The 26,651-nt window shown below is 71.0% G+C and carries 29 protein-coding genes; 14 read left to right on the top strand and 15 right to left on the bottom strand.

From position 1 onward, the window contains the following. Nucleotides 1-122: 122 nt before the first annotated feature. The 6 genes from gcvT (at nt 123) to VIL76_RS17305 (ending at nt 6,487) form a co-directional block, all read left to right on the top strand. The gene (gcvT, locus tag VIL76_RS17330; RefSeq protein ID WP_332046290.1) at nt 123-1,253 is read left to right on the top strand and encodes a glycine cleavage system aminomethyltransferase GcvT; all 1,131 of its coding nucleotides are present in this window, start codon (nt 123-125) and stop codon (nt 1,251-1,253) included. Between the two features lie 130 nt (nt 1,254-1,383). After that, on the top strand, nt 1,384-1,749 hold the full coding sequence (gene gcvH, locus VIL76_RS17325; protein ID WP_332046289.1) for a glycine cleavage system protein GcvH: 366 nt from the start codon (nt 1,384-1,386) through the stop codon (nt 1,747-1,749). A 118-nt stretch (nt 1,750-1,867) separates the two neighbouring features. Further along, a complete protein-coding gene (gene gcvPA, locus VIL76_RS17320) occupies nt 1,868-3,208 on the top strand; it encodes an aminomethyl-transferring glycine dehydrogenase subunit GcvPA (protein ID WP_332046288.1) in 1,341 nt (446 codons plus the stop codon). Next, a complete protein-coding gene (gene gcvPB / locus VIL76_RS17315) occupies nt 3,208-4,791 on the top strand; it encodes an aminomethyl-transferring glycine dehydrogenase subunit GcvPB (RefSeq protein ID WP_332046287.1) in 1,584 nt (527 codons plus the stop codon). The genes gcvPA and gcvPB overlap by 1 nt, the downstream gene beginning before the upstream one ends. Before the next feature lie 189 nt (nt 4,792-4,980). Next, on the top strand, nt 4,981-5,316 hold the full coding sequence (locus VIL76_RS17310; protein WP_332046286.1) for a hypothetical protein: 336 nt from the start codon (nt 4,981-4,983) through the stop codon (nt 5,314-5,316). A gap of 64 nt (nt 5,317-5,380) precedes the next feature. Continuing rightward, entirely contained in the window at nt 5,381-6,487 is a 1,107-nt protein-coding gene (locus VIL76_RS17305) for a lytic murein transglycosylase (RefSeq protein ID WP_332046285.1), read from the top strand. Between the two features lie 64 nt (nt 6,488-6,551). Here the strand turns inward: VIL76_RS17305 and VIL76_RS17300 are convergent, their stop codons facing one another. The 9 genes from VIL76_RS17300 to VIL76_RS17260 form a co-directional block, all read right to left on the bottom strand. Then, entirely contained in the window at nt 6,552-7,046 is a 495-nt protein-coding gene (locus VIL76_RS17300; protein ID WP_332046284.1) for an ATP F0F1 synthase subunit B, read from the bottom strand. Next, entirely contained in the window at nt 7,046-7,639 is a 594-nt protein-coding gene (locus VIL76_RS17295; RefSeq protein WP_332046283.1) for a hypothetical protein, read from the bottom strand. The genes VIL76_RS17300 and VIL76_RS17295 overlap by 1 nt, the downstream gene beginning before the upstream one ends. Nucleotides 7,640-7,652: 13 nt before the next feature. Further along, nucleotides 7,653-7,880: a F0F1 ATP synthase subunit C gene (locus tag VIL76_RS17290; RefSeq protein ID WP_332046282.1), complete on the bottom strand. Its 228-nt coding sequence runs from the start codon at nt 7,878-7,880 to the stop codon at nt 7,653-7,655. A 32-nt stretch (nt 7,881-7,912) separates the two neighbouring features. Next, the gene (locus VIL76_RS17285; RefSeq protein ID WP_332046281.1) at nt 7,913-8,740 is read right to left on the bottom strand and encodes a F0F1 ATP synthase subunit A; all 828 of its coding nucleotides are present in this window, start codon (nt 8,738-8,740) and stop codon (nt 7,913-7,915) included. Further along, the gene (locus tag VIL76_RS17280) at nt 8,740-9,090 is read right to left on the bottom strand and encodes an AtpZ/AtpI family protein (RefSeq protein ID WP_332046280.1); all 351 of its coding nucleotides are present in this window, start codon (nt 9,088-9,090) and stop codon (nt 8,740-8,742) included. Before VIL76_RS17280 ends, VIL76_RS17285 begins: the two co-directional genes overlap by 1 nt. 177 nt (nt 9,091-9,267) lie before the next feature. Beyond that, on the bottom strand, nt 9,268-12,711 hold the full coding sequence (gene smc / locus VIL76_RS17275) for a chromosome segregation protein SMC (RefSeq protein WP_332046279.1): 3,444 nt from the start codon (nt 12,709-12,711) through the stop codon (nt 9,268-9,270). A gap of 4 nt (nt 12,712-12,715) precedes the next feature. Then, nucleotides 12,716-13,342, bottom strand: coding sequence for a DsbA family protein (locus tag VIL76_RS17270; protein WP_332046278.1), 627 nt, complete (start codon nt 13,340-13,342; stop codon nt 12,716-12,718). A 1-nt stretch (nt 13,343) separates the two neighbouring features. Further along, a complete protein-coding gene (locus VIL76_RS17265) occupies nt 13,344-13,961 on the bottom strand; it encodes a DsbA family protein (protein ID WP_332046277.1) in 618 nt (205 codons plus the stop codon). A gap of 112 nt (nt 13,962-14,073) precedes the next feature. Further along, nucleotides 14,074-14,616, bottom strand: coding sequence for a DUF721 domain-containing protein (locus tag VIL76_RS17260; protein WP_332046276.1), 543 nt, complete (start codon nt 14,614-14,616; stop codon nt 14,074-14,076). Nucleotides 14,617-14,738: 122 nt separating this feature from the next. Here VIL76_RS17260 and mutY point away from each other — a divergent pair, with 122 nt between their 5' ends. Further along, nucleotides 14,739-15,782 carry an A/G-specific adenine glycosylase gene (gene mutY, locus VIL76_RS17255; RefSeq protein WP_332046275.1) on the top strand — a complete coding sequence of 348 codons (1,044 nt, stop codon included), beginning with the start codon at nt 14,739-14,741 and terminating at the stop codon, nt 15,780-15,782. Here mutY and VIL76_RS17250 read toward each other — a convergent pair. The 4 genes from VIL76_RS17250 to VIL76_RS17235 form a co-directional block, all read right to left on the bottom strand. Next, a complete protein-coding gene (locus VIL76_RS17250; protein WP_332046274.1) occupies nt 15,766-16,932 on the bottom strand; it encodes an MFS transporter in 1,167 nt (388 codons plus the stop codon). The two genes, mutY and VIL76_RS17250, sit on opposite strands and share 17 nt — an antisense overlap. 14 nt (nt 16,933-16,946) lie before the next feature. Continuing rightward, nucleotides 16,947-18,026, bottom strand: coding sequence for a site-specific DNA-methyltransferase (locus tag VIL76_RS17245; RefSeq protein WP_332046273.1), 1,080 nt, complete (start codon nt 18,024-18,026; stop codon nt 16,947-16,949). Nucleotides 18,027-18,106: 80 nt separating this feature from the next. After that, nucleotides 18,107-18,787 carry a ribonuclease HII gene (locus VIL76_RS17240; protein WP_332046272.1) on the bottom strand — a complete coding sequence of 227 codons (681 nt, stop codon included), beginning with the start codon at nt 18,785-18,787 and terminating at the stop codon, nt 18,107-18,109. After that, on the bottom strand, nt 18,787-19,377 hold the full coding sequence (locus VIL76_RS17235) for a DNA-3-methyladenine glycosylase I (protein WP_332046271.1): 591 nt from the start codon (nt 19,375-19,377) through the stop codon (nt 18,787-18,789). Before VIL76_RS17235 ends, VIL76_RS17240 begins: the two co-directional genes overlap by 1 nt. 52 nt (nt 19,378-19,429) lie before the next feature. Here VIL76_RS17235 and VIL76_RS17230 point away from each other — a divergent pair, with 52 nt between their 5' ends. Next, nucleotides 19,430-20,305 (top strand): alpha/beta hydrolase, encoded by an 876-nt coding sequence (locus tag VIL76_RS17230; RefSeq protein ID WP_332046270.1) that lies wholly within the window; start codon nt 19,430-19,432, stop codon nt 20,303-20,305. On the opposite strand, the gene VIL76_RS17225 is transcribed toward VIL76_RS17230, so the two are convergent. Then, nucleotides 20,276-21,097: a folate-binding protein YgfZ gene (locus VIL76_RS17225; RefSeq protein ID WP_332046269.1), complete on the bottom strand. Its 822-nt coding sequence runs from the start codon at nt 21,095-21,097 to the stop codon at nt 20,276-20,278. The genes VIL76_RS17230 and VIL76_RS17225 overlap by 30 nt on opposite strands. 61 nt (nt 21,098-21,158) lie before the next feature. On the opposite strand from VIL76_RS17225, the gene VIL76_RS17220 reads away from it, so the two are divergent. The 5 genes from VIL76_RS17220 to VIL76_RS17200 are packed head-to-tail and all read left to right on the top strand — an operon-like array spanning nt 21,159 to nt 24,852. Further along, nucleotides 21,159-22,157, top strand: a complete 999-nt coding sequence (locus VIL76_RS17220; protein ID WP_332046268.1) for a glycosyltransferase family 9 protein — start codon at nt 21,159-21,161, stop codon at nt 22,155-22,157. After that, nucleotides 22,150-23,484, top strand: a complete 1,335-nt coding sequence (locus VIL76_RS17215; RefSeq protein WP_332046267.1) for a dihydroorotase — start codon at nt 22,150-22,152, stop codon at nt 23,482-23,484. The genes VIL76_RS17220 and VIL76_RS17215 overlap by 8 nt, the downstream gene beginning before the upstream one ends. 60 nt (nt 23,485-23,544) lie before the next feature. Next, nucleotides 23,545-23,940, top strand: coding sequence for a DUF6249 domain-containing protein (locus tag VIL76_RS17210; RefSeq protein ID WP_332046266.1), 396 nt, complete (start codon nt 23,545-23,547; stop codon nt 23,938-23,940). Nucleotides 23,941-23,963: 23 nt separating this feature from the next. Further along, nucleotides 23,964-24,530: an RNA polymerase sigma factor gene (locus VIL76_RS17205; RefSeq protein WP_332046265.1), complete on the top strand. Its 567-nt coding sequence runs from the start codon at nt 23,964-23,966 to the stop codon at nt 24,528-24,530. Further along, nucleotides 24,523-24,852, top strand: a complete 330-nt coding sequence (locus VIL76_RS17200) for a hypothetical protein (RefSeq protein ID WP_332046264.1) — start codon at nt 24,523-24,525, stop codon at nt 24,850-24,852. Before VIL76_RS17205 ends, VIL76_RS17200 begins: the two co-directional genes overlap by 8 nt. On the opposite strand, the gene VIL76_RS17195 is transcribed toward VIL76_RS17200, so the two are convergent. Beyond that, the gene (locus tag VIL76_RS17195) at nt 24,849-26,204 is read right to left on the bottom strand and encodes a serine hydrolase (RefSeq protein WP_332046263.1); all 1,356 of its coding nucleotides are present in this window, start codon (nt 26,202-26,204) and stop codon (nt 24,849-24,851) included. The genes VIL76_RS17200 and VIL76_RS17195 overlap by 4 nt on opposite strands. A 95-nt stretch (nt 26,205-26,299) precedes the next feature. Here VIL76_RS17195 and VIL76_RS17190 point away from each other — a divergent pair, with 95 nt between their 5' ends. After that, nucleotides 26,300-26,650 carry a YciI family protein gene (locus tag VIL76_RS17190; RefSeq protein ID WP_332046262.1) on the top strand — a complete coding sequence of 117 codons (351 nt, stop codon included), beginning with the start codon at nt 26,300-26,302 and terminating at the stop codon, nt 26,648-26,650. Nucleotide 26,651: the final 1 nt, after the last annotated feature.

Genomic DNA, 26,651 nt, shown 5'->3' with positions numbered 1-26,651 from the left:
GCTCGCCGAAGGAGCAAGGGTCCGCCGCGGCGGGCCTGAAATCTCTCAGGCGCAAGGGACAGCGGGGGCGCGAACGACCAACGCGATGGCGTTCGCCCAGTCGTCAGCCGGAGTCCCTCCCCGTGGCCGAAGAGCTACCCGCCGACCAGGTCCTGAAGACCACCCCGCTGACCGAGGCGCACGGCGCCCTGGGCGCGAAGATGGTCCCCTTCGCCGGCTACTCCATGCCGGTGCAGTACACGGAAGGCGTGCTGAAGGAGCACCTGTGGTGCCGCGAGAGCGCGGGCCTCTTTGACGTCTCCCACATGGGCCAGGCGAAGCTGCGCGGCGTGGCCCCGCTGCACGCCTTCGAGGAGCTGGTCCCCGGCGACTTCATCAACCTGAAGCCGGGCCGCCAGAAGTACTCCGTCCTGCTCAACCAGCAGGGCGGCATCATCGACGACCTGATGGCCGCGCGGCCGGATGACGACGGCCTGTTCGTCATCGTCAACGGCGCCTGCAAGGAGAACGACTTCAAGGTGATCGCCGACGAGCTGGCCGGCCAGGTGGACATCGAGCGCTTCGAGGACCGCGCGCTCATCGCCCTGCAGGGCCCGAAGGCCTTCGACGTCCTGAAGCAGCACGTGCCCGAGGCCGTGACCATGGTGTTCATGGACGCGCGGCGCCTCGCCGGCTTCGACGGCCTCGACCTCTACGTCTCGCGCTCCGGCTACACCGGCGAGGACGGCTACGAGATCTCCGTCCCCGGCCACGCCGCGATCAGCGTCTGGAACACCCTCCTGGCGGACGAGCGGGTGAAGCCCATCGGCCTGGGCGCCCGCGACAGCCTGCGCCTGGAAGCCGGCCTGCCGCTCTACGGCCACGACCTCGACGAGACCGTCTCGCCGGTGGAGGCGGGGCTGACCTTCGCCATCAACAAGAACCGCCGCGAGCAGCGCGACTTCCCCGGCGCCGCCCGCATCGCCAAGGAGCTGGCCGAGGGCCCCGCGCGCACCAAGGTCTGCCTGAAGGTGCTGGAAGGCGCGCCGGCCCGCGAAGGCGCCGAGATCGCCGACGAGGCCGGAAACGTGATCGGCGTCGTCACCTCGGGCGGCTTCTCGCCCGTGCTCCGCCAAGGCATCGCGCTGGGTTTCGTGCCCCCGCTGCATTCCGAGGTCGGGACGAAGCTGAAGGTCATCGTCCGCGGCAAGAGTCAGGCGGCCGAGGTCACGGCCTCGCCCTTCGTCCCCCACCGCTACGTGAGGAAGCTGTGAGCCGCCTCACCGCGCGCAGCGCGAACAAGTTCAAACACGAAGACCACGAAGGTCACGAAGAGCACCGAGGCCTTCGAGTCCTTCGTGCTCTTCGTGGTCTTCGTGTCGAATCCATCTGAGGAGACATTCCATGCGCTTCACCCGCGACCACGAATGGGTCGAGATCGATGGCGACGTCGCCACCGTCGGGATCACCGCCTACGCCGCCGAGCAGCTGGGCGACGTGGTGTTCGTTGAGACGCCGGACGTCGGCCGCACCGTGAAGCAGGGCGACGGCTTCGCCGTGGTCGAGAGCGTGAAGGCGGCGTCGGACGTCTACGCTCCGGTGTCCGGCGAGGTGGTGGAAGCCAACCCCGACATCTCCGGCGCGCCCGAAACCGTCAACGCCGACCCGCAGGGCGGCGGCTGGTTCGCCCGCATCCGCCTCGCCAACCCCGCCGAGGTCGACGCCCTCATGGACCAGGCCGCCTACGACGCCTACCTCGCCACCCTTTGAAAGCGCGCAGCGCGATCATTTCCAACCACGGAAGACACGGAAAGCACTGAAGTCATGACCGGCTCGGCCCCTTCCGTGTCCTCCGTGTTTTCCGTGGTTCAATTCCTCTAGGGCCCAGATGCGCTATCTCCCGCTTACCCCGTCCGACCGCGCCGAGATGCTCGGCGTCATCGGCGCCCCCTCCATCGACGAGCTGTTCCGCGACGTGCCTGAGGCCGCGCGCAACAAGCCGCTGTTCGACCTGCCGCTGCACGCCGGCGAGCTGGAGGTGGAGCGGGAGCTGATGGCGCTCTCGGCCATGAACCGGCCCGCCGGAGCGGGGCCGTTCTTCTGCGGCGCGGGCGCCTACAAGCACCACGTGCCCGCGACGGTGGACCACGTCATCCAGCGCTCGGAATTCCTGACCAGCTACACGCCCTATCAGCCGGAGATCGCCCAGGGCACGCTGCAGGTGCTGTTCGAGTTCCAGACCCAGGTGGCCGCGCTCACCGGCCTCGATGTGGCCAACGCCTCGATGTACGACGGCTCCACCGCCTGCGCCGAGGCCGTGATGATGGCCCAGCGGGTGAACCGCCGCGAGAAGGCCATCCTCTCCGGCGGCCTGCACCCGCACTACGCGGCCACCACCCAGACCATCGCCCACGCCGAGGGCATGGAGATCGTCCGCCTGCCAGCCGCCGTGGACGCCGAGGCTGCGGTGATCGAGGCCATCGACGCGGAGACCGCCTGCGTCGTCGTGCAGACCCCCAACGTCTTCGGCGTCGTCACCGACGTTACCAAGATCGCGGAGGCGGCGCATGCGGCCGGCGCCCTGCTGATCGCGGTCACGACCGAGGCCGTCGCCTACGGCCTGCTGAAGTCGCCCGGCGAGATGGGCGCCGACATCGCCGTCGCCGAGGGTCAGTCGATCGGCAACGCCCTGAACTACGGCGGCCCCTACGTGGGCCTCTTCGCCTGCCGCGAGAAGCTGGTGCGCCAGATGCCCGGCCGGCTGTGCGGCGAGACCGTCGATGCGGAGGGCCGCCGCGGCTACGTGCTGACGCTGTCCACCCGCGAGCAGCACATCCGCCGCGAGAAGGCGACGTCCAACATCTGCACCAACTCCGGCCTCTGCGCGCTCGCCTTCACCATCCACCTGTCGCTGCTCGGCGAGGTGGGCCTGCGCCAGCTCGCGGCGCTCAACCACAGCCGCGCCCGCGAACTGAAGGACGCCGTGGCCGCCACCGGCCTCCAGGTGCTGACTCAGCGCTTCTTCAACGAGATCGCCGTCCGCGTGCCGGGCTCGGCCGCCAAGCTGGTCGAGGACCTGCTGGCCGAGGGCGTCGTCGCCGGCGTCCCCTACTCCCGCCTCGATCCGCATGCCGGCCTGGACGACGTCCTGCTGCTCTGCGCCACCGAGACCACCACAACCGAAGACATCGCCGCGCTGAAGTCCGCGCTGACGAAGAGGGCCGCGTAATGACCATGGCCAATGTGGGTCGCCCGACCCGTCCCGAAGCCGCCGCCAACCCGGACGACCACCGCTCGCTCACCGGCGGCCGCGGCCTGCTGCAGGACGAGCCGCTGCTGTTCGAGCTGGGCGGCTGGGACAAGACCGGCGTCGACCTGCCGGAGCCGGAGCATGACGCCTCCGACCTTGGCGACCTCGTGCGCTCACGGAAGATCGGCCTGGCCGGCCTCTCCGAGCCCGAGGCCATGCGCCACTACGTGCGGCTGTCCCAGAAGAACCACGCCATCGACCTGGCGCTCTATCCGCTGGGCTCGTGCACCATGAAGCACAACCCGCGCCTCAACGAGAAGGCCGCGCGCCTGCCAGGCTTCGCCGACCTGCACCCGCTGCAGCCGCAGTCGACCACCCAGGGCGCGCTGGAGCTGATGGACCGCCTAGCCCACTGGCTGAAGACGCTCACCGGCATGCCCGCCGTGGCGCTCTCGCCCAAGGCCGGCGCGCATGGCGAGCTCTGCGGCCTGCTCTGCATCAAGGCCGCCCACGAGGCCGCCGGCCAGGGCCACCGCCGCACCGTCCTGGTGCCGACCTCCGCCCACGGCACGAACCCGGCCACCGCGGCCTTCGTCGGCTACTCGGTCACCGAGATCGCCCAGACTGCCGACGGCCGCGTCGATCTCGCGGACCTCGAATCCAAGCTCTCCGACCAGATCGCCGCGATCATGGTCACCAACCCCAACACCTGCGGCCTGTTCGAGCGCGACATCATCGAGATCAGCCGGCTGACCCACGCGGCGGGCGCGTACTTCTACTGCGACGGCGCCAACTTCAACGCCATCGTCGGGCGGGTGAAGCCGGGCGACCTCGGCGTCGACGCCATGCACATCAACCTGCACAAGACCTTCTCCACGCCCCACGGCGGCGGCGGTCCCGGCGCAGGGCCGGTGGTGCTGAGCGAGGCGCTCGCAGCCTTCGTCCCCGCCCCGTGGGTGGTGCATGGCAAGGACGGCCTTCACCTCGTCGAGGAAGCCATCGAGGAGGCCTCTGCGGCGTTCGGCCGCATGTGCGCCTTCCACGGCCAGATGGGGATGTTCGTCCGCGCCTACGCCTACATGCGCAGCCACGGCTCCGACGGCCTGCGCCAGGTGGCCGAGGACGCGGTCCTCAACGCCAACTACATCAAGGCCCGGTTGTCCGAGCTGATGAGCCCTGCCTTCCCCGAAGGCCCCTGCATGCACGAGGCGCTGTTCGACGACGCCTGGCTGGACGGCACGGGCGTGACCACGCTGGATTTCGCCAAGGCCATGATCGATGAGGGTTTTCACCCCATGACCATGTACTTCCCGCTGGTCGTCCACGGCGCGATGCTGATCGAGCCGACCGAGACCGAGAGCAAGGCCGAGCTCGACCGGTTCTGCGACGCCCTGCTGGCGCTGGCTCGCGCGGCGAAGGGGAACGACGCGGAGCGCTTCAAGGGCGCGCCCTACCTGGCCCCCATGCGGCGGCTGGACGAGACCCTCGCGGCCCGCAAGCCGAAGCTCACGTGGCGGCCGGAACACGGCACTGTGGCGCCGGCGCCATTAGCTGCGGAATAGCTGGACGTTAGTAAAATTTAACGCCCCTCGGCCTTTACGATTCAGCGGGGCGTTCGCATATCGAGACTGCGCAGTGGGAACCCTCCCCTCCCGTCTGCGCTCTCAGGTACCAACATGTCACTGGCCATGCCCTCGCCGCGCGTCGGGCGCGCAACGGACGGACTCGCTCCAGAGTTCGTGGGCCGGCTCATGCGCTCGGGCCTGGTGGCGCTTGGCGGGCTGATCGTCCTGCTGGGCGTCCTGCTCGCCCCGATTCCCGGCCCCGGCGGCATCCCCGTGATCGCCCTGGGTCTCGTGGTGATCCTGCGGAATTCCTACAAGGCCAAGCGGGTGTTCGTCCGCGCCCAGCACCGCTGGCCGCGCTGGATCACGCCGATCCGCCGCCTGATGCGCAAGGAGCCCGAGATCGCCTCGGTGTTCTGGCAGCAGTACCTGCGCATCGAACGCTTCACGGTCCCGAAGAGGTACCGCTTCGCGGTCCGCAGCCGCCACATCCTCAAGCGCCAGTTCAGCGGCGAGGCCTAGCCGGGATCATCCCGGGCGGCCTGGCGGTTAGTCTCCAAGGCATGGCCACGGAGATCCCGATCACGTGCATCGCAGGGCCGTCATCCTGACCGGAGCCGCCGCGCTCGCCGCCTGCGCCGCGCCGGCGCCTGAGCCACCCGCCGTACCGGCGACGCCGCCGTCCACCCCGCCTCCGCCCCCACCTCCCCCGCCGCCGCACAACCCGGCCTTCCTGCGGATGCCCGAGCCGGTGCTCGGCTCCAGCGGCGATGCGCGCTTCGACGCCTGGCGCGAGCGGGTGATGCAGACCTGGGGCGAGGGCTGGCGGCCCTACCTCGTGCGCCTGTTCGCCGACCTGCGCCCGATCCGGGTGGAGCCGGAGCCCGCCCCGGCCAACCCGCTGGCGGACTGGCCCCTCCAGGTGGTCACGCCCGAGCGGGTCGCGGAGGGCCGCCGCGTCGCCCGCGAGCCCTGGCTGCAGGCGATCGCCGTGAGCCACAAGGTCCCGGCCGCCGTGCTCGCCGCCGTCTGGGGCGCCGAGACGGACTTCGGCCGCCGACGCGGCGAGTACGACCTCCTCGCGTTCTGGGCCACCCGCGCCGCGGTCGGCGACTATTTCCGCGACGACCAGTTCGGCGACGCCGCCAAGCTGGTGGTGGCGGGCCAGGTCCCCCGCGCGGCCCTGCGCGCCTTCGCCGACGGCAGCACCGGCCAGGTCCGCTGGTTCCCCCGCCAGCACGCCGAGATGGCCAAGGACGGGGACGGCGACGGACTCGCCGACATCTGGCGCTCGCCACGCGACGCGCTGACCTCGGTGGCCGGGCGGCTCGCCGGCGGCTGGGAGCCCGCAAGCTGGGTAGTCCAGGTGCGGATGCCCACCGGCGACGACCCCCGCACCCTGCGCTTCCTCGAGGCCGTCCGCCGCGAGGCCCAGCTCAGCCCCGACTATTTCCAGCGCGCCGACGGCCGGCCGTGGGACCTCGAGGACCGCCGCGGCTCGGGCCGGCTCGTGCGCCCGCTCGGCGACGCCGGTCCCGCCTTCCTGCTGCTCAGGAACTTCGCGCCGCTGCAGTACCTGGCCGGCGACTACCGTGGCCGCTTCCCAGGCGAGGACCGCTCCCTGCCCTGGGGCTTCGCCGTCGGCCTGCTCGCCAACGCCATCGCCGGCGAGTTCGACGCCCCGCCATTCTAGCCCCCAAAAGCAAAAGCCCCGGCGGTGACGCCGGGGCTTCGCAGTGTTCGATCCGGACCGGCGGCTACTGAAGCTTGGTCCCGAGCTGGCCGAGGGCCGCGTCGACCAGCGGATCCGACTTGGTCCCGGCCACGCGGGCGGTCAGCACGCGTTCGGCCATCTGGGCGGCGAGCTCGGCGGCGGCGGCCTTCACCTCGGCCGCCGCCTGGGCCTCCGCCGTGGCGATGCGGCGCTCGGCCAGCTGGCCGCGGCGCTCGATCTGTTCGGCGAGCTTGGCCTGCGCGTCCACCTGCAGCCGCTTGGCCTCTTCCTGGGCATTGGCCATCAGCTCGGCGGCGTGCGCCTCGGCGGCCTCCTTCTGGCGGCGGATGTCGGCCAGCAGGGCTTCCGATTCCCGGCGCAGGGATTCGGCTTCCTCGAGCTGCGCGCGGACCTTTTCGCCGGCTTCGCCGAGCTTGGTCCAGGCCAGCTTGTGGATCCCTGCCCAGACCAGGATCCCGATGAAGACCACGAAGGCGACGCCCACCCAGAAGTGGGCGTCCAGCAGGAGCTCGGTCATTATCCCCTCGCGTCCGCCAGCTCGGCGGCCGAAGCCGGCCGGCCGGTTAGCTTGGCGACGATCGCCTCGGCGGTGTCCGCGGCGATGGTGTGCACATTGGCCATGGCGGCCTCACGGGCCGTGGCGATGCGGGCCTCGGCCTCCGCGCCGGCGGCGGCGAGTTTGGTCTCTTCCTCCGCCAGGCGCGCGGCGATCTCGGCCTGGGCCTTGGCGCGGGCTTCGGCGGCCACCTTCTGCGCCTGGGCGCGGGCCTGGGCGGCCTCGACGGACGCGGCCTGGGCCTGGGCGTCGGCCTCCTCCTTCATGCGCCGGGCTTCGGCGATGTCGGAGGCGATCTTCTGCTCACGCTGCTCGATCGTCCCGCCCACCTTCGGCGCGGCGAAGAAGCGGATGAACAGCATCAGGCCGAAGAAGATGATCAGGAACCAGGCGATCTGGCCCGGCCACTCCGCGAAGTTGAACTGCGGCAGGCCGCCGGCGGACTCGTGACCGCCCGCCGCCGCCGCGCCGTGTGCGCCTGCAGCGCCGGGCTCATGTCCCGGCTCGGCCGGCGCGTGCCCGGCGGCTGCGGTGTCGTGGGTCTGCATCGCCATGGGGCGTTCGGTCTTAGCTCGCGAACAGGATGATCAGCGACACGACGAAGGCGAACAGGCCCATCGTCTCGGTCAGCGCCATGCCCAGGAACAGCATGGTCTGCTGGCTGGCGGCGGCCGACGGGTTGCGGATCGCGGCTTGCAGGTAGTTGCCGAACAGGACGCCCAGGCCGACACCGGCCCCGATCATGCCCGAGGTCGCGATGCCAGCGCCGATGAGGCGAGCGGCTTCAGGTTCCATGTGAAAATCCCTCTCTCAGATAGTCGTTTGGGTTAGTGGCCGTGACCGAAGTTCACGACCTCGTTGAGGTAGACGGTGGCGAGCGCCACCCAGACGAACGCCTGTAGCAGCGCCACCACCAGCTCGAGGCCAGTGAGCGCCACGATCATGGCGAAGGACAGGGTGGCGGGGATGAAGGCCAGGCTGGCGAGCCCGCCCGACAGGCCCACGAGGCCCAGCGCCACGACGAACGAGCCGAACAGGCTCAGCACCACGTGGCCGCCCATCATGTTGCCGAACAGACGCAAGGCGAGCGTCAGCGGCCGCACGAAGTAGGAGATCATCTCGATCGGGGCCATCAGGATCGCGCCGATGACGCCCATGCCCGACGGGAAGAACAGGCCCAGGAACTTCGGCCCGTGCTTGATGAAGCCCAGGATGAAGACGCTGAAGAAGGTCAGGATCGCCAGCGTCGCGGTGATCGCCAGCTGCGAGGTGACCGTGAAGGTCCAGGTCTGGCCGGCGAGGCTGCCGAACGACAGGACGACGCCGATCAGGTTCAGCACGAAGATCACGACGAACAGCGTGAACAGGTAGGGGATGTAGGGCCGGCCGTGCGGGCCGATGATCGGGGTGACCAGCACCCGGTCGATGATGTTGTAGAGCGCCTCGGCGACGGCCTGGCCGCGGTTCGGCACCACCTGGCCGCGGGCGGTCAGCAGGAAGAACGCCACGATGGCCACGGCGCCCACGAGCATGCTCGCCACCGAGTTGGTGATCGACATGTCGAACACCAGCCCGCCGAGCTCGAACTTCGGGCCGTCCACGATCTTCTGGATCATGAACTGGTGCATCGGGTCGATGGCAGGCTGTTCCGCCATTAGTCCTCGTCCTCGTCGTCGGGAACGCTGGGCAAGGGCCCGGCCTTCTCCGCCTCAATCCTGCTCGCCTTCGCCGCGGTCTTCACCGCGACGAAGATGGATAGCGCCGAGCCCATCAGCAGACCGCCGACCAGGCCCAGGGGCGCCGTCCCGGCGTATTGATCGACGAGCCAGCCTAAGCCGGCGCCGCCGAGCACCCCGCCCACCACTTCACCGAGGAAGCGGTAACCTCGCGCCATCGCCTTGTGGGCGTCGCCGCTCTCCTGCCGGGCCCGTTCGGACTCGACCGCGTCGAGCCGCGCCTCGAGTCGCTCGCGCGCCTCACGGTGCAGATCGTCCGGCTGCGACATGCGTCGGGGGGTCTTTCGACCGCGACAAACACCGCCGCGGAGGGGGGCTTAAGGTCGCGCGGAACCTATAGAGGCGTGTGCAGTGCGTCAAGGCCGCCGGCCACGTTCTTACAGCGTTGTTTTTTCTCGCCTTTTGTGAGTTTGCGGCAACATGCAATAGAACTCCATCTGGAGACTCTACTGCGCCGCCATCGCCTCGGCCTGATGCAGGTCGACGCTGACCAGCTGGGACACCCCCCGCTCGGCCATGGTCACTCCGTACAGCCGGTCCATCCGCGACATGGTCACCGGGTTGTGGGTGATGGCGATGAACCGGGTCTGGGTCTTGCGCCGCATCTCGTCGATCATGTTGCAGAACCGGTCGACGTTGGCGTCGTCCAGCGGCGCGTCCACCTCGTCCAGCACGCAGATCGGCGCCGGCTGCGCCAGGAACACCGCGAAGATCAACGCCGAGGCCGTCAGCGCCTGCTCGCCGCCGCTCATCAGGCTCATGGTCGCCAGCCGCTTGCCCGGCGGGCAGGCGTAGATCTCGAGACCCGCCTCCAGTGGATCGTCCGATTCGACGAGCCGCAGCTCCGCCTGCCCGCCCTGGAACAGGGTGGAGAACAGCGTCTTGAAGTGCTCGTTGATCACGTCGAACGCGGCCAGCAGCCGGCCGCGGCCTTCGCCGTTCAGCTCGTCGATGCCGGTGCGCAGCTTGGCGATGGCCCCGGTCAGGTCGGCCTTCTCGCTGAGCATCCCTTGCACGCGGGTCGAGAGCTCGGCGGCCTCCTCCTCGGCGCGCAGGTTCACCGCCCCGATCGCCTCGCGCTGGCGCTCCAGGTTGTAGAGGTGGGCCTCCATGCCGCTGGCGTCGGAGGGGATCGCCACAGCCTCGTCGGCCAGCTTCTTCGCCAGTTCCTCCGGCTCCATGCGGGCGGTCTCGCGGATCTGGGCGGAGACCTCCTCGAAGCGCTGGGCGGCGGCTTCGGCGTGGGCGGCCAGACTGGCGCGGACCTCGCGGGCTTCGGATGCGGCGGCTTCCGCCGCGCGCAGGCCCCGGTCGGCCTCGGCGCGCTCGTGCTCGGCGGCGGCCAACGCATCGGACGACTTGGCGCGGCGGGCCTCGGCGACGGCAAGCTCGTCCAGCAGGGCGCTGCGGCGGTCGGCCAGGGTATCGGGCTGGGCCTTCACCCGAGCCAGCTCGGCGGCGGCCTTGTCGCGTGCGGCGGCGAGACCGTCGATGCGCTTCACGGCGGCGGCGGCCCGGCGGGTCCAGTCGTCGCGGTCGCGGGTCAGCTGTTCCAGCCGCCGGGCGCGGCCGTCGCGCTCGCGCACCTCCACGTCGAGCGCGGAACGGGCCTGGGCGGCGGCTTCGCGCGCCGGACCCGCGGCGGCGCGGGCGGCGGCCAGGCGCTCGGCCAGGCTCTCGTCGCCCTCCTCGCCGGCCGCAGCCTCGGTGGCGGCGGCCAGCAGCTGCTCCAGCTCGGCGAGCTCGGCCTCGAAGCGGCGGATCACGTCGTCGAGGGAGGCCGCATGCGCCTCGCGCCGGGCGGCCTCGCGCTCGAACCGCTCCATGGCCATGCGGGCCTGGGCGGCCGTCTGCTCCAGGGCCGGCGGCTCGCGCCGCGCGTTGCGCAGGGCGTCCTCGGCGGCGCGCAAGCGGGTCTGGGCGGCGGCGTGGGTCTCGCGCGCCGCCTTCGCCTTGGGCTGCAGCTTCTCGATCTCGCCCTCGACCTCAGCGAGGCGGGTCTTCTGCTCCAGGCGGACAGCGGCGGGCTTCGGCGCCTCGGCGCGCACCGTGAAGCCGTCCCACCGCCACAGGTCGCCTTCCTTGGAGACCAGTCGGCAGCCGGGCGACAGGGCCTTCTGCAGGGCCTCGCCCTCGGTGCGGTCCACCAGGGCGGTGAAGGCCAGGCGCGCGGCGAGCGCCGCCGGGGCCTTGATCAGCGGGGCGAGCGGCGTCGCGCCGGCAGGCCAGGCCGGAGCGTCTGCATCCCGGCCGCCCCAGTAGGCCGGCGCCTTCGGGTCAAGGGCGGCGTCGAGGTCGTCGCCCAGCGCAGCGGCCAGGGCCAGTTCGTAGCCGCGGTTCGGCGAGACGGAGTCCAGGGCCGGCGCATATCCGGTGCGCCGCGCCTGGGCGACCAGACCGGCCAGGGCGCGGGCCTCGGCGGTGAACCGGCCGAGCTGCTCTTCCAGCTTGCGGGCGGCGTCGCGAGCGGCGGCTTCTTCGGCGATGGCCGTCGTCCGCTCGTCCTCGGCTGCGTCGAGCGCCGCGCGCGCGGCGGCGAGGGCGGCCTCCGCGGCTTCCAGTTCAGTCTTCGCCTGCGCCGCCTGGGGGCTGGCCGCGTTGGCGAGCGCCTCGCGCTCGGCGCGGGCCTGCTCCAGGGCGCGGCGGGTGCGGCTGACCCGGCCTTGCGCTTCCTCGACACGGTGCGTCGCGGCGCGGCGGTCAGCCTCCTGGGCCGCGGCCTCGCCGGCCAGCTTCTCGACCTCGGCGTCGGCCGCGGCGCGCGCAGCTTCGGCGGCCTGGGCCGCGGCCTGCAGCTCCGGCGTCCGCTCGGGAGCGGCGGCCATGGCGGCCTCGAGGCCCGCGATGTCCTCGGCGAGCCGTTTCAGGGCCGCGTCGGCGTCCTCGACGATGTGGGTCTCGCGCGCGCGGTCAGCATCGATGCGGGAGAGCTCGTCGGTGAGCCGCTTCAGCTCGGCGGCATGGGCCTCGTCCTCGCGGTCCAGCCGGTCCTTGTCGATGGCCAGCTTGTGCAGGATGGCCGCTGCGATGGTCTCCTGCTCGCGCAGCGGCTTGATCGCCTCCTCGGCGGCCGCCGCCCGCGTGGTGGCGCCGGCGGCGGCGCGAGCGGTCTCCTCGACCGCGCGCACGGCGGCGGCGGTTTCGGCCGTCAGCCGCTCGGCCGCCGTCTTGGCTTCGGCCCAGCGGGCGTAGAGCACGGCGCCCTGCAGCGCGCGGATCTCGGCGGAGATCTTCTTGTAGCGCTCGGCCTGGCGCGCCTCGCGCTTCAGCCGGTTGAGGTTGGCCGCCAATTCGCCCGCGACGTCTTCCAGGCGGTTGAGGTTGGCCTCGGCGGCGCGCAGCCGCAGCTCCGCCTCGTGGCGGCGCGAGTGCAGGCCGGAGACGCCGGCCGCCTCTTCCAGGATCATCCGCCGGTTCTGCGGCTTGGCGGCGATCAGCTCGGAAATCTGCCCCTGGCGCACCAGAGCCGGCGAGTTCGACCCGGTGGAGGCGTCGGCGAACAGCAGCTGGACGTCCCGGGCCCGCACCTCGCGTCCGTTGATCCGGTAGGTCGAGCCCGCGCCGCGATCGATACGGCGAACGACCTCAATCACCGGATGGTCGTTGAAGGACGCAGGCGCCTTGCGGTCGGAATTGTCGATCGTCAGCGAAACTTCGGCGTGGTTGCGCGAGGGGCGATTGCCCGAGCCCGCGAAGATCACGTCGTCCATGCCGCCGGCACGCATGGCCTTCGCGGAGTTGGCGCCCATCACCCAGCGCAGCGCTTCCAGCAGGTTCGACTTGCCGCAGCCGTTAGGGCCCACGATGCCGGTGATCCCCGGCTCGATCCGGAACTCCGTCGGATCCACGAAGGACTTGAACCCGGACAGGCGGAGCCGCTGGAAGTGCACCGTTCTAGCGCCTCCCTGCTGGCTTGGAGGCCGCGGCGATGGCGGCGTCGAGGTCCGCGAGGCTCGCCACCTCCACCCGCTTGCCGTTCACGAAGAACGTCGGGGTGGAGTCGATCCCGTCGGCGACCGCCTGCTGCACGCGAGCGTTCAGGGCAGCGATCGCCTTCTCGTCCTCAAGGCAGGCGTTGAACTGCGCCTCCGTGAGGCCGTTCGCCTGGGCCACTTTCACCAGGGCGGCGCGCACGTCGGCGCCGGTGCGCCAGCCCGACTGGCTGCGGAAGACCTCGTCGGCGACCTTGAAGTACTTGGCCGGCCCCGCGCAGCGCGCCAGCAGGAAGCCCGCCGCGGCGACATTCGCCGGCGCGGTGAGGAACTCCTTCATCACGTAGCGGACGCGGCCGGTGTCCACGTACTTCTTCTTGAAGGCCGGGAAGATCGTCTCGTTGAAGTCGGCGCAGTGGCCGCAGCTCAGCGAGGCGTACTCCACCACCGTCACCCGCGCCTTGGCGTTCCCCATTCCCATGTCGGCCGGGATCGGGACGCCGGCGGCCGCGTCGGCGCGGCCGGCCGTCGCCGACACGAGAACGGCGGCGGGGACGGCGAGCGCTTTGCGGCGGCTGAGGGTGATCACGCTACTTCGACGCCTCCGCCACCGCGGCTTCGAGCTGGGCCATGGTCACCGCGCCGGACGCAATGGTCTTGCCGTTGACCACGAAGGTGGGCGTGCCGGTGATCTTGTCCTCGCGGGCGTACTTGGTCACCCGCTCGTTCAGCGCCTTGATGGCCGCTTCGTCGTTGAGGCAGGCGTTGAACTGGGCCTCGGTCATGCCGGACGACTGCGCGATGCGCAGCAGGCCGCCGCGGATGTCGCCCGAGCGGAACATCTGTTCCTGGTTCTGGAAGATTGCGTCCAGCACGCTGAAGTACTTGTCCTTGCCCGCGCACCTGGCGATCAGGAAGCCGGCGGTCGCCACCTCCTCCGGAGGGGTCAGGAACTCCTTCAGCGTATAGTGGACCTTGCCCGTGTCGATGTACTTGGCCTTGAAGGCCGGGAAGACCTCGTTGTTGAAGCTGGCGCAGTGGCTGCAGCTGGCCGAGGCGTACTCGACGAACTTCACCGGCGCATTGGCGTCGCCCATGGTCATGTCGCCGGCGCTGGGCCCGCTGGCGGCGCCGCCCTTGTTGCAGCCGGCGAGCGCAAGGGCGCCCACGGCCGCGGCGGCGAGGATGAGACGTCGGCTCAGGGTCATCGGGCGAGGCTCCCGCAATTCTCAATGAAAGATTAAAGCGCGATTCCCGCAGGCTGGGCCACGGGACCGAACGCCGCTTTGCCGCATGGGACGGCGGCGGAATTGAGTCAACTCATCTGGACTGGCGCAGAACGCCCCGTCCGAGGGCCATAAGCGCCTGTTTCAGCTTGCCGTCCGGGGCGTCGGCGAGGTCCTGGGCGAGCTTCGCCTCGGCGGCCGCGTCCAAGGGCGCTTCGCGGCGGCGCGGCTTCTGGAGCTCGGGCGTGACCCGCAGCGGCCCCTGGACGATGCGCAGCTTCTGCACCGCCTCGGCGCCCAGGAACAGGTTCACCCGCGCCAGGATCTCGTGCGCCTGGTGCTGGATCAGCGCCGCCGACGGCCCGGCGACCCGGATCTCGAGGGACGAGGGCGCGCCGTTGCGGCCCTTCACCAGCTTCACCGGCTCGGTGCGCCGGGCGATCTCGACGCCCACCACCTCGCGCCAGCGGGCCTGCAGGGCGCCGGCCCCCTGGCCGAACTTTTCGTCCAGGTCGCGGATCAGCTTCGACAGCCCCCGCCCGGCCGGCGGCGGCGGACGGCGCTGCGGCCGCGTGCGCTTGGCGCTGAGGATGCGGAGCGCCTCTTGGGCGCTGGGAAGGCTGCGGCGGGAGCGCATGCGCGCAATCTAATCTCCGCTCGTTCCCGCGAAAGCGGGAATCCAGGCGGCGGCGGCGCCTGCGTCGATTCAGCTTGGGTCCCCGCCTTCGCGGGGATGAGCGGCGGTGTTAACCGGACGGCGTGACCGCCGACCTCCGCGCCTCGCTCATGGCCTGGTACGACGAGAACGCCCGCGACCTGCCCTGGCGCGTGCGGCCGGCGGACCATGCCTTAGGCGTGCGCGCCGATCCCTACCGGGTGTGGCTCTCCGAGGTGATGCTGCAGCAGACCACCGTGCCGCACGCCACGCCCTATTTCCTGAAGTTCACCGCCCGCTGGCCGACCGTGAGCGACTTGGCGAACGAGCAGGACGGGGACGTCATGGCCGCCTGGGCGGGCCTCGGCTACTACGCCCGCGCCCGCAACCTGTTGGCCTGCGCCCGCGCGGTGGCGGGCGACCACGGCGGCGTCTTCCCGGACAGGGAGGAGGGGCTGCGAAGCCTCCCGGGCCTCGGGCCCTACACGGCGGCGGCCGTGGCGGCGATCGCGTTCGACCGGCCGGCCAACGTCGTCGACGGCAACGTCGAGCGGGTGATGGCGCGCCTGTTCGCGGTCGAGCCGCCGCTGCCCGACGCCAAGCCGGAGCTGAAGCGGCTCGCCGCCGCTCTGGTGCGCGACCAACGCCCCGGCGATTGGGCGCAGGCGCTGATGGACCTGGGCGCCACCGTCTGCCGGCCGAAGCAGCCGCTCTGCGACCGCTGCCCGGTGGCCGCGCATTGCGCGGCCTTGGCCACCGGCGAGCCGGAGACCTATCCCCGCCGCACCGCCAAGGCCGAACGTCCGCACCGCTACGGCGTCGCCTACGTCCTGACCCGCGGCGACCAGGTCGCCCTGGTCCGCCGCCCGCCGAAGGGCCTGCTGGGGGGGATGCTGGCTCTCCCGACCAGCGACTGGCGCGCCGAGCGCTGGAGCGAGGCCGAAGCCCTGTCGGCGGCGCCGGCGGATGCCTCGTGGCGCCGCGTCGGGGAAGTGGAGCACGGCTTCACCCACTTCACCCTGACGCTGCAGCTGCTCCGGGCGGAGGGCGAGGCCGACGGGGTGATCTGGAGCCCGCGCCGCGACCTGGACGGCCTGCCTAGCGTGTTCCTGAAGGCCGCCCGCGCGGGCCTCACGAACCTGCTGTAGCCGCCTTCTTCCGCGGAAAGACGAAGACCAGGATCATGCCGGCCGTCAGCGACATGGCGAGAGCGGCGCCGGGGATGGCCGGCACGCCGAAGCTGTCGTTGGCGTAGCCGCCGACTGCCGAGCCCAGCGCCTGACCCGTCGCGATCACCGAGCCGTTGAGGGCCAGGGCGACAGGCGCCCCATGGGTCATCTCGATCAGACGGGCCTGGATCACCGGGGTCATGGAGAAGAGCGCGGTCGCGGCCAGCACGATGGCGAAGGCTACCAGCACCTGGCTCGGCAAGCCCGCGGGCAGGGCGTGGTGCGTGGCGGCGAAGTGGACGGTCATCGCCGCGGCCTGGATGGCGAAACCCTGCAGGATCCATCGCTTGCCCGCAGCCCGGTCCGCTGCGCGCCCTCCTAGCGACAACCCGATGATCGAGCCCACCCCGATCATCGCCTGGAAGATGCCGACGCCCGCGCCGACGACGCCCGCGCCCACCCGCACGATAGGCGCGATGTAGAGGTTCAGAGTCATGTTCGCGGCGAAGGTCAGGAAGCTAGTCAGGTAGAGGGGCCAGATGCCGTGCACGTCGAGCTTGCCGCCCATCCGCTTCGCCGGCGCCGGGACGCGGGGCAGGAAGAAGACCACCGCCACGAGCGCCATGGCGGACAGTGCAGCGGCCACCAGGAAGGTCGCGCGCCAGCCGAAGAAGGACCCCACCACGCTGCCCATCGGAATGCCGATCACGAAGGCCAGCGTCAGGCCGCCCGAGACGAGGGCCAGGGCGGAGCCTCGCCGCTCCGGCGGCACTAGAGACGCGGCCGCCACGCTGGCCGCGGGCGCCGACATCGCGCCGGCGAGGCCCGCCAGGCCGCGGAGCACCAGCAGCGTCTGGAAGTCCGGCGCGATCGAGCAGGCCAGGTGCAATCCAAGACCGCTGCCCAGGCCCAGCAGCACCACCCACTTGCGGTCGATCCGCCCAAGGACCCAGGCGGCCAGGGGACCCAAGACGGCGCTGGTCAGCACGTAAGCCGTCTGCAGCTGGCCGGCGACGCCGGTGGTGACGCCAAGGTCCCGCGCCAGGACCTCGAGCAGGCCTGCGAAGATGAAGGCCGCCGAACCGAAGGAGAAGGTGCAGAGGGTGAGGACGAGGACGCGCGGGTTCATCGGCCTCCGGCGGGTCAGGCGGGCAGTTGCGCCCTCACCTTAGCGCGAAGCACGTCGATCGGCGCGAGGCCCTTGTCTGACTTGAAGTGCCAGTAGGTCCAGCCGTTGCAGGCCGGCGCCGACTGCACCATGGCGCCAACCTTGTGGATCGAGCCGGTCAGGTCGCCGACCGCCAGGCTGCCGTCGGCGCGCACCTTCGCCGCGTTGCGGCCCTTCGGGCAGTAGAGCACGTCGCCGGGCCTCAGCAGGCCGGCCTCGACGATGGTGCCGAACGGGATGCGCGGCTCGGACTTCTTCGAGCCGGTGACCACCACCTCGCCCGGCGAGGCGGGCAGCACCTTAGCGATGCGGTCCTTCGCGACGCGGACGTAGGCCTCCTCGCGCTCGATGCCGATGAACCGGCGCCCCAGCCGCTTGGCCGCCGCGCCGGTCGTGCCGGTGCCGAAGAACGGATCGAGGATAACGTCGCCGGGCTTGCTGGACGCCAGGATCACCCGGTGCAGCAGACCCTCCGGCTTCTGGGTGGGGTGGGCCTTGGCGCCGGTCTCGTCCTTCAGCCGCTCCTCGCCGGTGCACAGCGGCAAGGTCCAGTCCGAGCGCATCTGCAGCTCGTCGTTCGCCATCTTCATGGCGTCGTAGTTGAAGGTGTAGCGCCGGCCGCCGCGGGCTTTCGACGCCCAGATCAGGGTCTCGTGGGCGTTGGTGAAGCGGGTGCCCTTGAAGTTCGGCATCGGGTTGGCCTTGCGCCAGACGATGTCGTTGAGGATCCAGAACCCCAGGTCCTGCACCGCCACGCCCACACGGAAGATGTTGTGGTAGCTGCCGATCACCCAGATGGCGCCGTCGTCCTTCAGCACGCGGCGGCATTCCTTCAGCCAGGCGCGGGTGAAGGTGTCGTAAGCCTCGAAGCTCTCGAACTGGTCCCAGTGGTCGTCGACCGCGTCGACCTTCGAGTTGTCGGGCCGCAACAGGTCGCCGCCGAGCTGCAGGTTGTAGGGCGGGTCGGCGAAGACCAGGTCCACCGAACGGTCGGGGAGCTTCGCCAGCTCCTCCAGGCAGTCGCCCAGGATGATCGTCTCGGCCGGAAAGCCCATGGCAGCCCCTTCTGGACAGGAGCTTGAACCCTTGGGGCCGCATGGTGAAGGCCCGGTGTCGAAACATGGTTAGCGCGCCGTTAAGCCTCTTCGAACGGCAGCTCGTCCTGGATGACGTCCTCGTAGGCCAGCAGAGGGTCCTTGCCCATCAAGGCCAACTTCACCGGGCCCCATGACATGCGATGGATTTCGCAGGGGCCGAGCTCCAGCAGCGCCTGGGCGTGGATGGGGGCGCGGTACCCCTTGTGGCTGGCGAAGCCGTAGCCGGGGAACATGCCGTCCATCTCGGTCATCAGCCGGTCGCGGGCGACCTTGGCGAGGATCGAGGCCGCAGCGATCGACTTCGACTTGGCGTCGCCGCCCACCACCGTCTTCACCTCGCAGGGCAGCTTGAAGCGGTAGTTGCCGTCGACGAGCGCGTAGACCGGCTGCACCGCCATCGCCTCGATGGCCCGGCACATGGCGAGGCCCGTGGCGTGCAGGATGTTGAGGCTGGCGATCTCCTCCACGCTGGCGAAGCCGACGCCCCATGCCACCGCCTTCTTCTTGATCTCGACCTCGAGGGTCTCGCGCGTCTTGGCGTTCAGCTTCTTGGAGTCGTCGAGGCCCTTGGGGATGCGCCGCGGGTTCTCGACGTCCAGGATCACTGCGCCGGCGCAGACCGGCCCTGCCCAGGGCCCGCGGCCGGCTTCGTCGACCCCGCAGACCGGCCCGCCAACGAAGGCCTTCTCGAGCATGATGGTGGGACCGCGCTTGACCATCAGTGGGCCATTCCCTTCACCGCGTCGTGGCGGAAGCAGCAGGTGAGGTGGTCGTTGACCATACCGACCGCCTGCATCCAGGCGTAGACGATCACCGGGCCCACGAACTTGAAGCCCCTGGTCTTCAGCGCCTTGGAGACCTCCACGGCGAGCGGCGTCTGGGCAGGCACCTGGTCGACGGCCTCCCAGCGGTTCTGCAGCGGCTTCTCGCCCACGAAGCTCCAGCAGAACGCGGAGAAGTCCTCGCCGCGGTCGCGCATGGCCAGGTAGATCTTGGCGCTCCCGATGGCGGCGTCGATCTTGGCGTTGGAGCGGATGATGCCGGCGTCGCCCATCAGCCGGGCGCGGTCGGCCTCGCCGTAGGCCGCCACCTTCTCCGGATCGAAGCCGTCGAAGGCGGCGCGGAAGGCGTCGCGCTTGCGAAGGATGGTGATCCAGGCGAGCCCGGCCTGGAAGCCGTCCAGCACAAGCTTCTCCCACAGCGCGCGGGAGTCGTATTCCGGCACGCCCCATTCCGTGTCGTGATAGGCCTCGTAGAGCGGGTCGCCGGCCATGCCGCGCCAGCCGCATCTTTGGGGGGTGGGGTCCATCGGCGGCACTCTCAGCCGATGACGCGTCGCGAGACAAGCAGGGTTCTTGGGCTTGGGCTTCGAAGGCTTCCAACTGTCGCAGATCGATCTCGGCGAGGTGAGCCTGAGGGTGCGCCATGGCGGCTCGGGGCCGCCGCTCCTGCTGCTCCACGGCTATCCGGAGACCCACGCGATGTGGGATCCGGTCGCCGGCGAGCTCGCCCGGGACTTCACGGTGATCGCGCCGGACCTGCGCGGCTATGGCGGTTCCTCGAAGCCGCCCACCAGCGACGACCACGAGCCCTACTCCAAGCGGGCAATGGCGCGCGACGCGGTGGGGCTCATGAAGCACTTCGGCTTCGAGCGCTTCGACGTGGCGGGGCACGACCGCGGCGGCCGGGTCGCCTACCGTCTGGCGCTCGATCATCCGGCGGCGGTGCGCCGCGTCTCCATCCTCGACATCATTCCGACCGGTGAGGTCTGGGCCCGCGCCGACCGCCGCTTCGCGCTGGGCTACTGGCACTGGAGCTTCCTGGCCCAGCCGCACCCATTCCCGGAGACGCTGATCGCCGGTGACCCCGACACGTTCTTCTTCCGGCGGCAGTTCCGCGGGATCCTGCAGAGCTTCGCCGGGTACGACGAATACGCCGCCTTCTGCCGCGACCCGACCGTCGTCCACGCCATGTGTGAGGACTACCGGGCCGGGGCGACCTACGACCGGCTCCTGGACGAGGCGGACAGGGCCGCCGGCCGCAAGATCAGCTGCCCGGTGCAGGTGCTGTGGGGCGCCAAGGGCGCCGTCGGCCACTGGTATGACGTGCTGGAGGTGTGGCGCGCCTGGGCCGACGACCTGCGCGCGGAGGCCATCGACTGCGGCCACTTCCTCCCGGAGGAGAAGCCGGCGGAGACGCTGGCGGCGCTACGCGGCTTCCTGAGAGACGGCGGCTGACATCCAGGCCGGGACTTCGGCGCGAGCCGGCCGGCCGTCGACGGTGAGCTCCGCGCCCAGCGCCCGGTCCAGCCGCAGCAGGGCGAAGGCGCGGCCCTCGGCGCCGGAGAGCACTTCTCCGGCCCGCCGCTCGCCCGCCAGCACCTCGCTCCCGAACGCCGGCGACGGGCCTTCGAAGACGATCGGGAGCATGCGGTTCTTGATCTGGCCCCGCCGCTTCATGCGCGAGGTGGTCTCCTGGCCGACGAAACAGCCCTTCTTGAAGTCGATGCCGTTCAGGAGGTCGAAGTTGGCCTCGATGGGGTAGGTGCGGTCGGAACCCCAGTCGGCCGGGCCCGGGATGCCGATCCTAAGCTTCTGCGCCTCGCGCTCCGCCTCGATCGCGACGCGCACGCCGGCCGGCGCCTTCGGGCCGTAGCCGCGCCAGCCGAGATCGGGATGCCGCGGATCGCGGACCCACCCGCCCGCGGGCGGCTCGCTTGTCTCGAACAGGACAGACACCGGGGTCTCGTCCTTCGCCAGCTCCACCTTGGCCCTCAGGCGATAGATCATCAGGCGCTGCAGGAAGGCGTCACGGTGGGCGGCCTCCACGTCCAGCCACGCGCCGTCCGCGCGCCCCACCACGAACAGGTCGTAGAGGAGGCGCCCCTGAGGCGTCAGCAGGGCGCCGAAGCGCGCCTCACCGGGCGTCAGCGTCTCCACGTCCTGGGTGATCAGGCCCTGCAGGAAGCTGCGCCAGTCGGGCCCGCCGACGGCGATCAGGGCGCGGCTCGGAAGTGCGGCATGGATCATAACGGCAATTTGGGCTCGCCAGCGGTGGAGCGCCAGCGCCTCGCGCCCTATAGAGGCCGGCATGGCGCGCGGCTCGTTCCCGATTCTGTTCATCACCGCCACGCGGATCGGCGACGCGGTGCTCTCGTCGGGACTGATCAAGCGGCTGCACGAGGAGATCCCGAACGCCCGCTTCACCATCGTCGCCGGGCCGGCCGCAGCCCCGCTGTTCGCCGAGGTCCCGAACCTCGACGAGGTGATCGTCTTCGCCAAGGCCAAGGACGGCGGCCACTGGTTCGACCTCTGGCGCAAGGTCCGGAAGACCAAGTGGGGGCTGGTGGTCGACCTCCGCGGCTCCGGCCTGTCGCGGTTCATCTCCACGAAGCGCCGGGCGATCTTCCGCAAGGCGCCCGGCGAGCCGGTGCACAAGGTGCTCGAGGCCGCGCGCACCCTGAAGATCGAGGACGAGCCGGCGGCGCCGCACATCTTCACGTCCGCCGAGATCGAGGCGCACGCCGACGAGCTCACCGCCGGCAAGGGACCGATCCTGGCGCTGGCGCCGGCCGCCAACTGGGTCGGCAAGACCTGGCCCATCGAGCGCTTCAGCCGGGTGGCCATGCGCCTGCTCGGCCCCGACGGCCCGATGCGTGGCGGGCGGCTGATGGTGCTGGGCGGCTCCGAGGACTCGGAGCTCTCCCGCAGCCTCAAGGACGTGGTGGTCCGCAAGCAGTTCATCGACCTGGCGGGCAAGGCCGACCTGCTCACGGCCTACGCCTGCCTGAAGCGGGCGCGGCTGTTCATCGGCAACGATTCCGGGACCATGCACTTGGCCGCCGCGGCCGGCGTGCCGACGCTGGGCCTGTTCGGTCCCTCCGACGAGCAGCTCTACGCGCCCTGGGGCGACCATACGCGCGTCATCCGCGGACCCCGGACCTACGAGCAGATCAGGGCGGTCGACCCCGGCTTCTCCCAGGCCATGTGCCATATGATGGACCTGACGGTGGACACCGTGGCACAGGCTGCGGAGGAGCTGTTCAGGGCCACTGAGCCCGTGCGGGAGGCCGAGACCGCCGATGGCTGAGACCTACGACCTGATCGTGCGCGGCGGCGAGGTGGTGAACCACGCCGGACGGGGCGCCGCCGACGTCGGCGTCCGGGGCGGCAAGATCGCCGCCATCGGCGACCTTGCCCAGGCCTCCGCCGGAGAGACGTTCGACGCGACCGGACTGACGGTCCTTCCCGGCGTCATCGACACCCAGGTCCACTTCCGCGAGCCGGGCCTGGAGTGGAAGGAGGACCTGGAGACTGGATCGCGGGCCGCCGTCCTCGGCGGCGTCGTGGCGGTGTTCGAGATGCCGAACACCGAGCCCACCACCACCGACGCCGACACGCTCGCCGACAAGCTCGCGCGGGCGAAGGACCGCATGCACTGCGACCACGCCTTCTACATGGGCGGGACGCACGAGAACGCCGCCTTCCTAGGCGAGCTGGAGCGCCTGCCCGGCTGCTGCGGGGTTAAGGTGTTCATGGGCGCGTCCACCGGCAGCCTGCTGGTGCAGGACGACGAGGGCATCGAGAGCGTGCTCCGCCACATCAACCGGCGCGCCGCCTTCCATTCCGAGGACGAGTACCGCCTGGCCGAGCGGCGTCCGCTGGCGCGCACCGGCGATTGGACGAGCCACTACGAGGTCCGCGACGAGCAGTCGGCGATCCAGTCCACCGAGCGGCTGGTGCGGATCGCAAAGGCGCTCGGCAAGCGCATCCACGTCCTGCACGTCACCACCCGGCAGGAGGTCGCCTACCTCGCCGCCCACAAGGACGTGGCCAGCGTCGAGTTCACGCCGCAGCACCTCACCCTCGCCGGCCCGGAGGCCTACGAGCGGCTGAAGGGCTACGCCCAGATGAATCCGCCGATCCGAGGCGCGGAGCACCGCGACGCCCTGTGGGCCGGGATCGCCAACGGCGTGGCCGACGTGATCGGCTCCGACCACGCCCCGCACACCTCCGACGAGAAAGCCCGGCCCTACCCTGCCTCGCCGTCCGGCATGCCCGGCGTGCAGACCCTGCTGCCGGTGATGCTGACCCACGTGGCGGAAGGCCGCCTCACCCTCGAGCGGCTCGTCGACCTGACCAGCCATGGCGCGAACCGACTCTTCGGCCTCGCCGACAAGGGACGCCTCGCCGTCGGCTACGACGCCGACATCACCGTCGTGGACCTGAAAGCCCGCCGCGCCATCACCCACGACCAGATGGCCAGCCGCGTCGGCTGGACGCCCTTCGACGGGATGGAAGCCAAGGGCTGGCCCAAGGCCACCGTCATCCGTGGCCGCGTGGTGATGCGCGACGGGGAGATAACTGCCCCCCATCTGGGCCAGCCGGTGCGATTCCTGGAGACTCTCGCCGGCTAGGTGCATCTCTGGCGAAGGTTGGCGGCCTCTATGGGCTGAACGTCAACGTCCGGAGCTCCCATGACCACCGCCTTCCAGATGCTCATCGTGCTCGGCTTTCCGGCCGCGATCATCGTGCTCGCCCTCTGGTTCAGGCACCGCGAGCGGCTGCGCGTGCTGCAGGTGGTGGAGGACGCGGCCCAACGTCAGCAGCCCCTGTCGCCGGAGCTCGTCCGGGCCCTGCCCGGCGTGAAGGCCCCGACCGCAAACGTCGACCTCCGCCGAGGCGTGATGCTCATCGCCGTCGGGATCGCTCTGGTGCTGATCGGGCTCTGCGCGCTCGTGGGCGTCGCCACCAGCGGCGGCCAGGGGGCCATAGCGGTGGGCGTGGGCATAGGCGCCGTGGGCGCTATCCCGCTGTGCATCGGCATCGCGCTCGTCTTCCTGAGCCGCGCCGACCGTCCGCTGGTCCCCTGAGCCCCGCCGCCTAGACCCGCGCTGTGGCGCCCGCCCTGCGATCCCCGGCCGCGCTCGCGGCCCTCAGCGACGCCACGCTTGCGCGGCTGGCGGCGGAGGGCCGGCGTGACGCCTTCTCCGAGCTCGTCCGCCGGGCGGCCCCGGTGGTCGGCGACCTGCTGCGCCGGATGGGGGCGCAAGACGCGCTGGCCGACGACATTACCCAGGAAGCCATGCTGGCGGCCTACCGGGCCATCGGGAGCTATCGCGGCGAAGCGGGCTTCGCCACCTGGGCCATGCGCATCGCGGGCCGGCTCTACGTGAAACGCCGACGCAAGGAGGCCCGCTGGCGACCCATGGCCGAGCCCGTGGATCCGGGCCTCGAGGCGCCCGGGGAAGAGCGCCGCAGCGTCGCGCGCCTGGACCTCGACCGCGCGCTGCAGCAGCTGTCGGAGCCGGAGCGGCTCTGCGTCTCGCTCTGCCACGGCGCCGGGATGACCCACGACGAGATCGCGGCCGCCTTGCAGGTCCCGCTGGGCACCGTCAAAAGTCATGTGAACCGGGGCGTGAAGAAGCTGCGCGCCCTCATGAGGAGTCCGTCCCATGGATGACGCCTTCGAAGCCGAGCTCGTCCAGGCCTTCCAAACCCCGACCGGTCGCCCCGGGCGATGGGAGATCGCCGCCGCCGTCGAACACAGGCTGCAGCGCGAAGCCGCCCGGCGGCGGGCGGCGCTGGGTGCGGCGACGCTCCTGGGCGTCGCCATCGCCGCGGCTGGCCTGGCCTTCGCCGGCGCCGTCGGGCCGCTGGACGAGGCCGCGCGGCTGGCGGCAACCCAAGCGCATCAGCTCGTGGAGCGGCCGCTGCTCATGCTCCTGCTGGGCCTCAGCCTACTGGGCGCGGCGGCCGGCGGCGTCGCCGCGCGGGACCTCTAGTCGAGCGCCGCCAGCACGTCGCGGGCGAACCTCTGCTCGTCGAACCTCTTCGTGGCGGAATCGAAGCCGCGGCGGACGATCACCACCTTCTTCGACGGAACGATGAACACGTACTGCCCGCGGTTGCCGTTCATCCCGTAGGTCCCTTCCGGCAGGCCCTGCGCGGCCCCGTAGAGCCAGAAGAAGGCGCCGTAGCCCGGGCCGTTCGGCGGCTGGGCGGGCGCGGGCGTCGCCACGAACCGCGACCAGCCGGCGGGCAGCAGCCGCTCACCGTTCCACACCCCGTCGTTCTGGTAGAGCAGGCCGAGCCGCGCCAGGTCGCGCGCCGTCGTCCAGACCTGGCTGGAGAGGATGAAGTTGCCCTGCCAGTCGGTTTCCGGCGTGGTGTGGGTCATGCCGATCTTCCAGAGCAGCTCCCGGAACGGGAACTCCAGCGCCGCCGGCCCATCGCCCAGCGCGGCGCGCACGGTACGCGCAGCCAGCAGGGTGTCGTTGTTCGCATAGCGGAAGCGGCTGCCCGGCGCGGCCTCCATCGGCATGGCGGTGGCGGTCTGGGTGACCAGCGCGCCGCCCACATAGACCTCGTCCGTCCGGTTGCCGGGCCCGGCCGTCCACAGGCCGCTGCCCATGTGCATCAGCTGCTTCAGGGTGATCTGCCGCCGCGGATCGCCCGCCGGCCACTCGGGGATCCGGGCCGGCGCGTCGACCTTCACGAACCCGCGCTGGACGGCGCGGCCGACCACCGTCGCCGTCAGGCTCTTGGCCGCCGACCAGGTGCGCTGTGGGACGTGGACGCCGTAGCCCTCCCGGTACCGCTCGGCGACGATCCGGCCCTCCTTCACCACCAACACCCCGGTGGTCTCGCCCCCGTAGGCGCCGAAGGCGTCGGCCACCACCTTCGCGAGTTTCGGCGGGGTGAGCGCGGCAGCGGCGGCGTCACCGTCGGGCCAGCGCCGCGCGTCCGTCGCCGGCGCCTTCAGGTCCATGCGCGGCAGGCGCGCGGCAGCCTCAGCCGCTGCGCCGACCGGCAGCTGCGCGCAGCCGAGGTTCGGCCGCCAGACCGCGACGCGCGGCGGCAGCTTCTCGTCGAACGCCACGCTGACCGTCCGCCGCTGCCGGTCGATCTTCGCAGGCAGGGTGCGCACCAGCTCCTGGTAATTGGGGTAGATCCCCTCGAGGTCGTCCCTGGCCACCTGCTCCGGGGTCTGGCCGGCGTTGAACAGGCCGCTGCACAGGAAGGCCGCCTTGTAGCCGGCGGCCAGGCCGCGGGTGTGCGCGTCGGGCGGCGCGGTCTGCGCCACAACGGCCGATGCGAGGCTTGCCAGGGCCGCCGCCAGAAAAATCGCACGCATCGAAAAGGTCCCTGTCGAATCCCTGCGCCGCCGCGCGTCTCCCGGGTGACGCACGCTTCCGCGTCGCGCATTCTTCAAACCCGGAGGGGACACCGATGCAATACATGCTGCTGATCTACGAGCCCGAGGACGCCTACGCCGACGAGGCCGGGCAGACCGCCCTGACGGACATCGTCCAGAAGCACATGGCGCTCGCCGGCGAGCTTCGCGAAAAGGGCCAGATGCTGGCTGGCGACGGCCTGCAAGGCATCGAGACCGCCACCACCATCGTCACGAGCGGCGGGCAGCAGACCGTGCATGACGGCCCCTTCGCCGAGACCCGCGAGCAGCTGGGCGGCTACTACCTGATCGACGTGGCGCATCTCGACGAGGCCCTGGCCGTCGCCCGGCGCGTCCCGGTGATCGACGGCGGCAAGGTCGAGGTGCGGCCGGTGATGACCTACTGAG

The organism is Phenylobacterium sp. (genome assembly GCF_036563285.1).
Lineage (GTDB): Bacteria > Pseudomonadota > Alphaproteobacteria > Caulobacterales > Caulobacteraceae > Phenylobacterium.
Note: the sequence above shows the minus strand (reverse complement) of the source record. Positions and strands in the feature narration are given on the sequence as shown.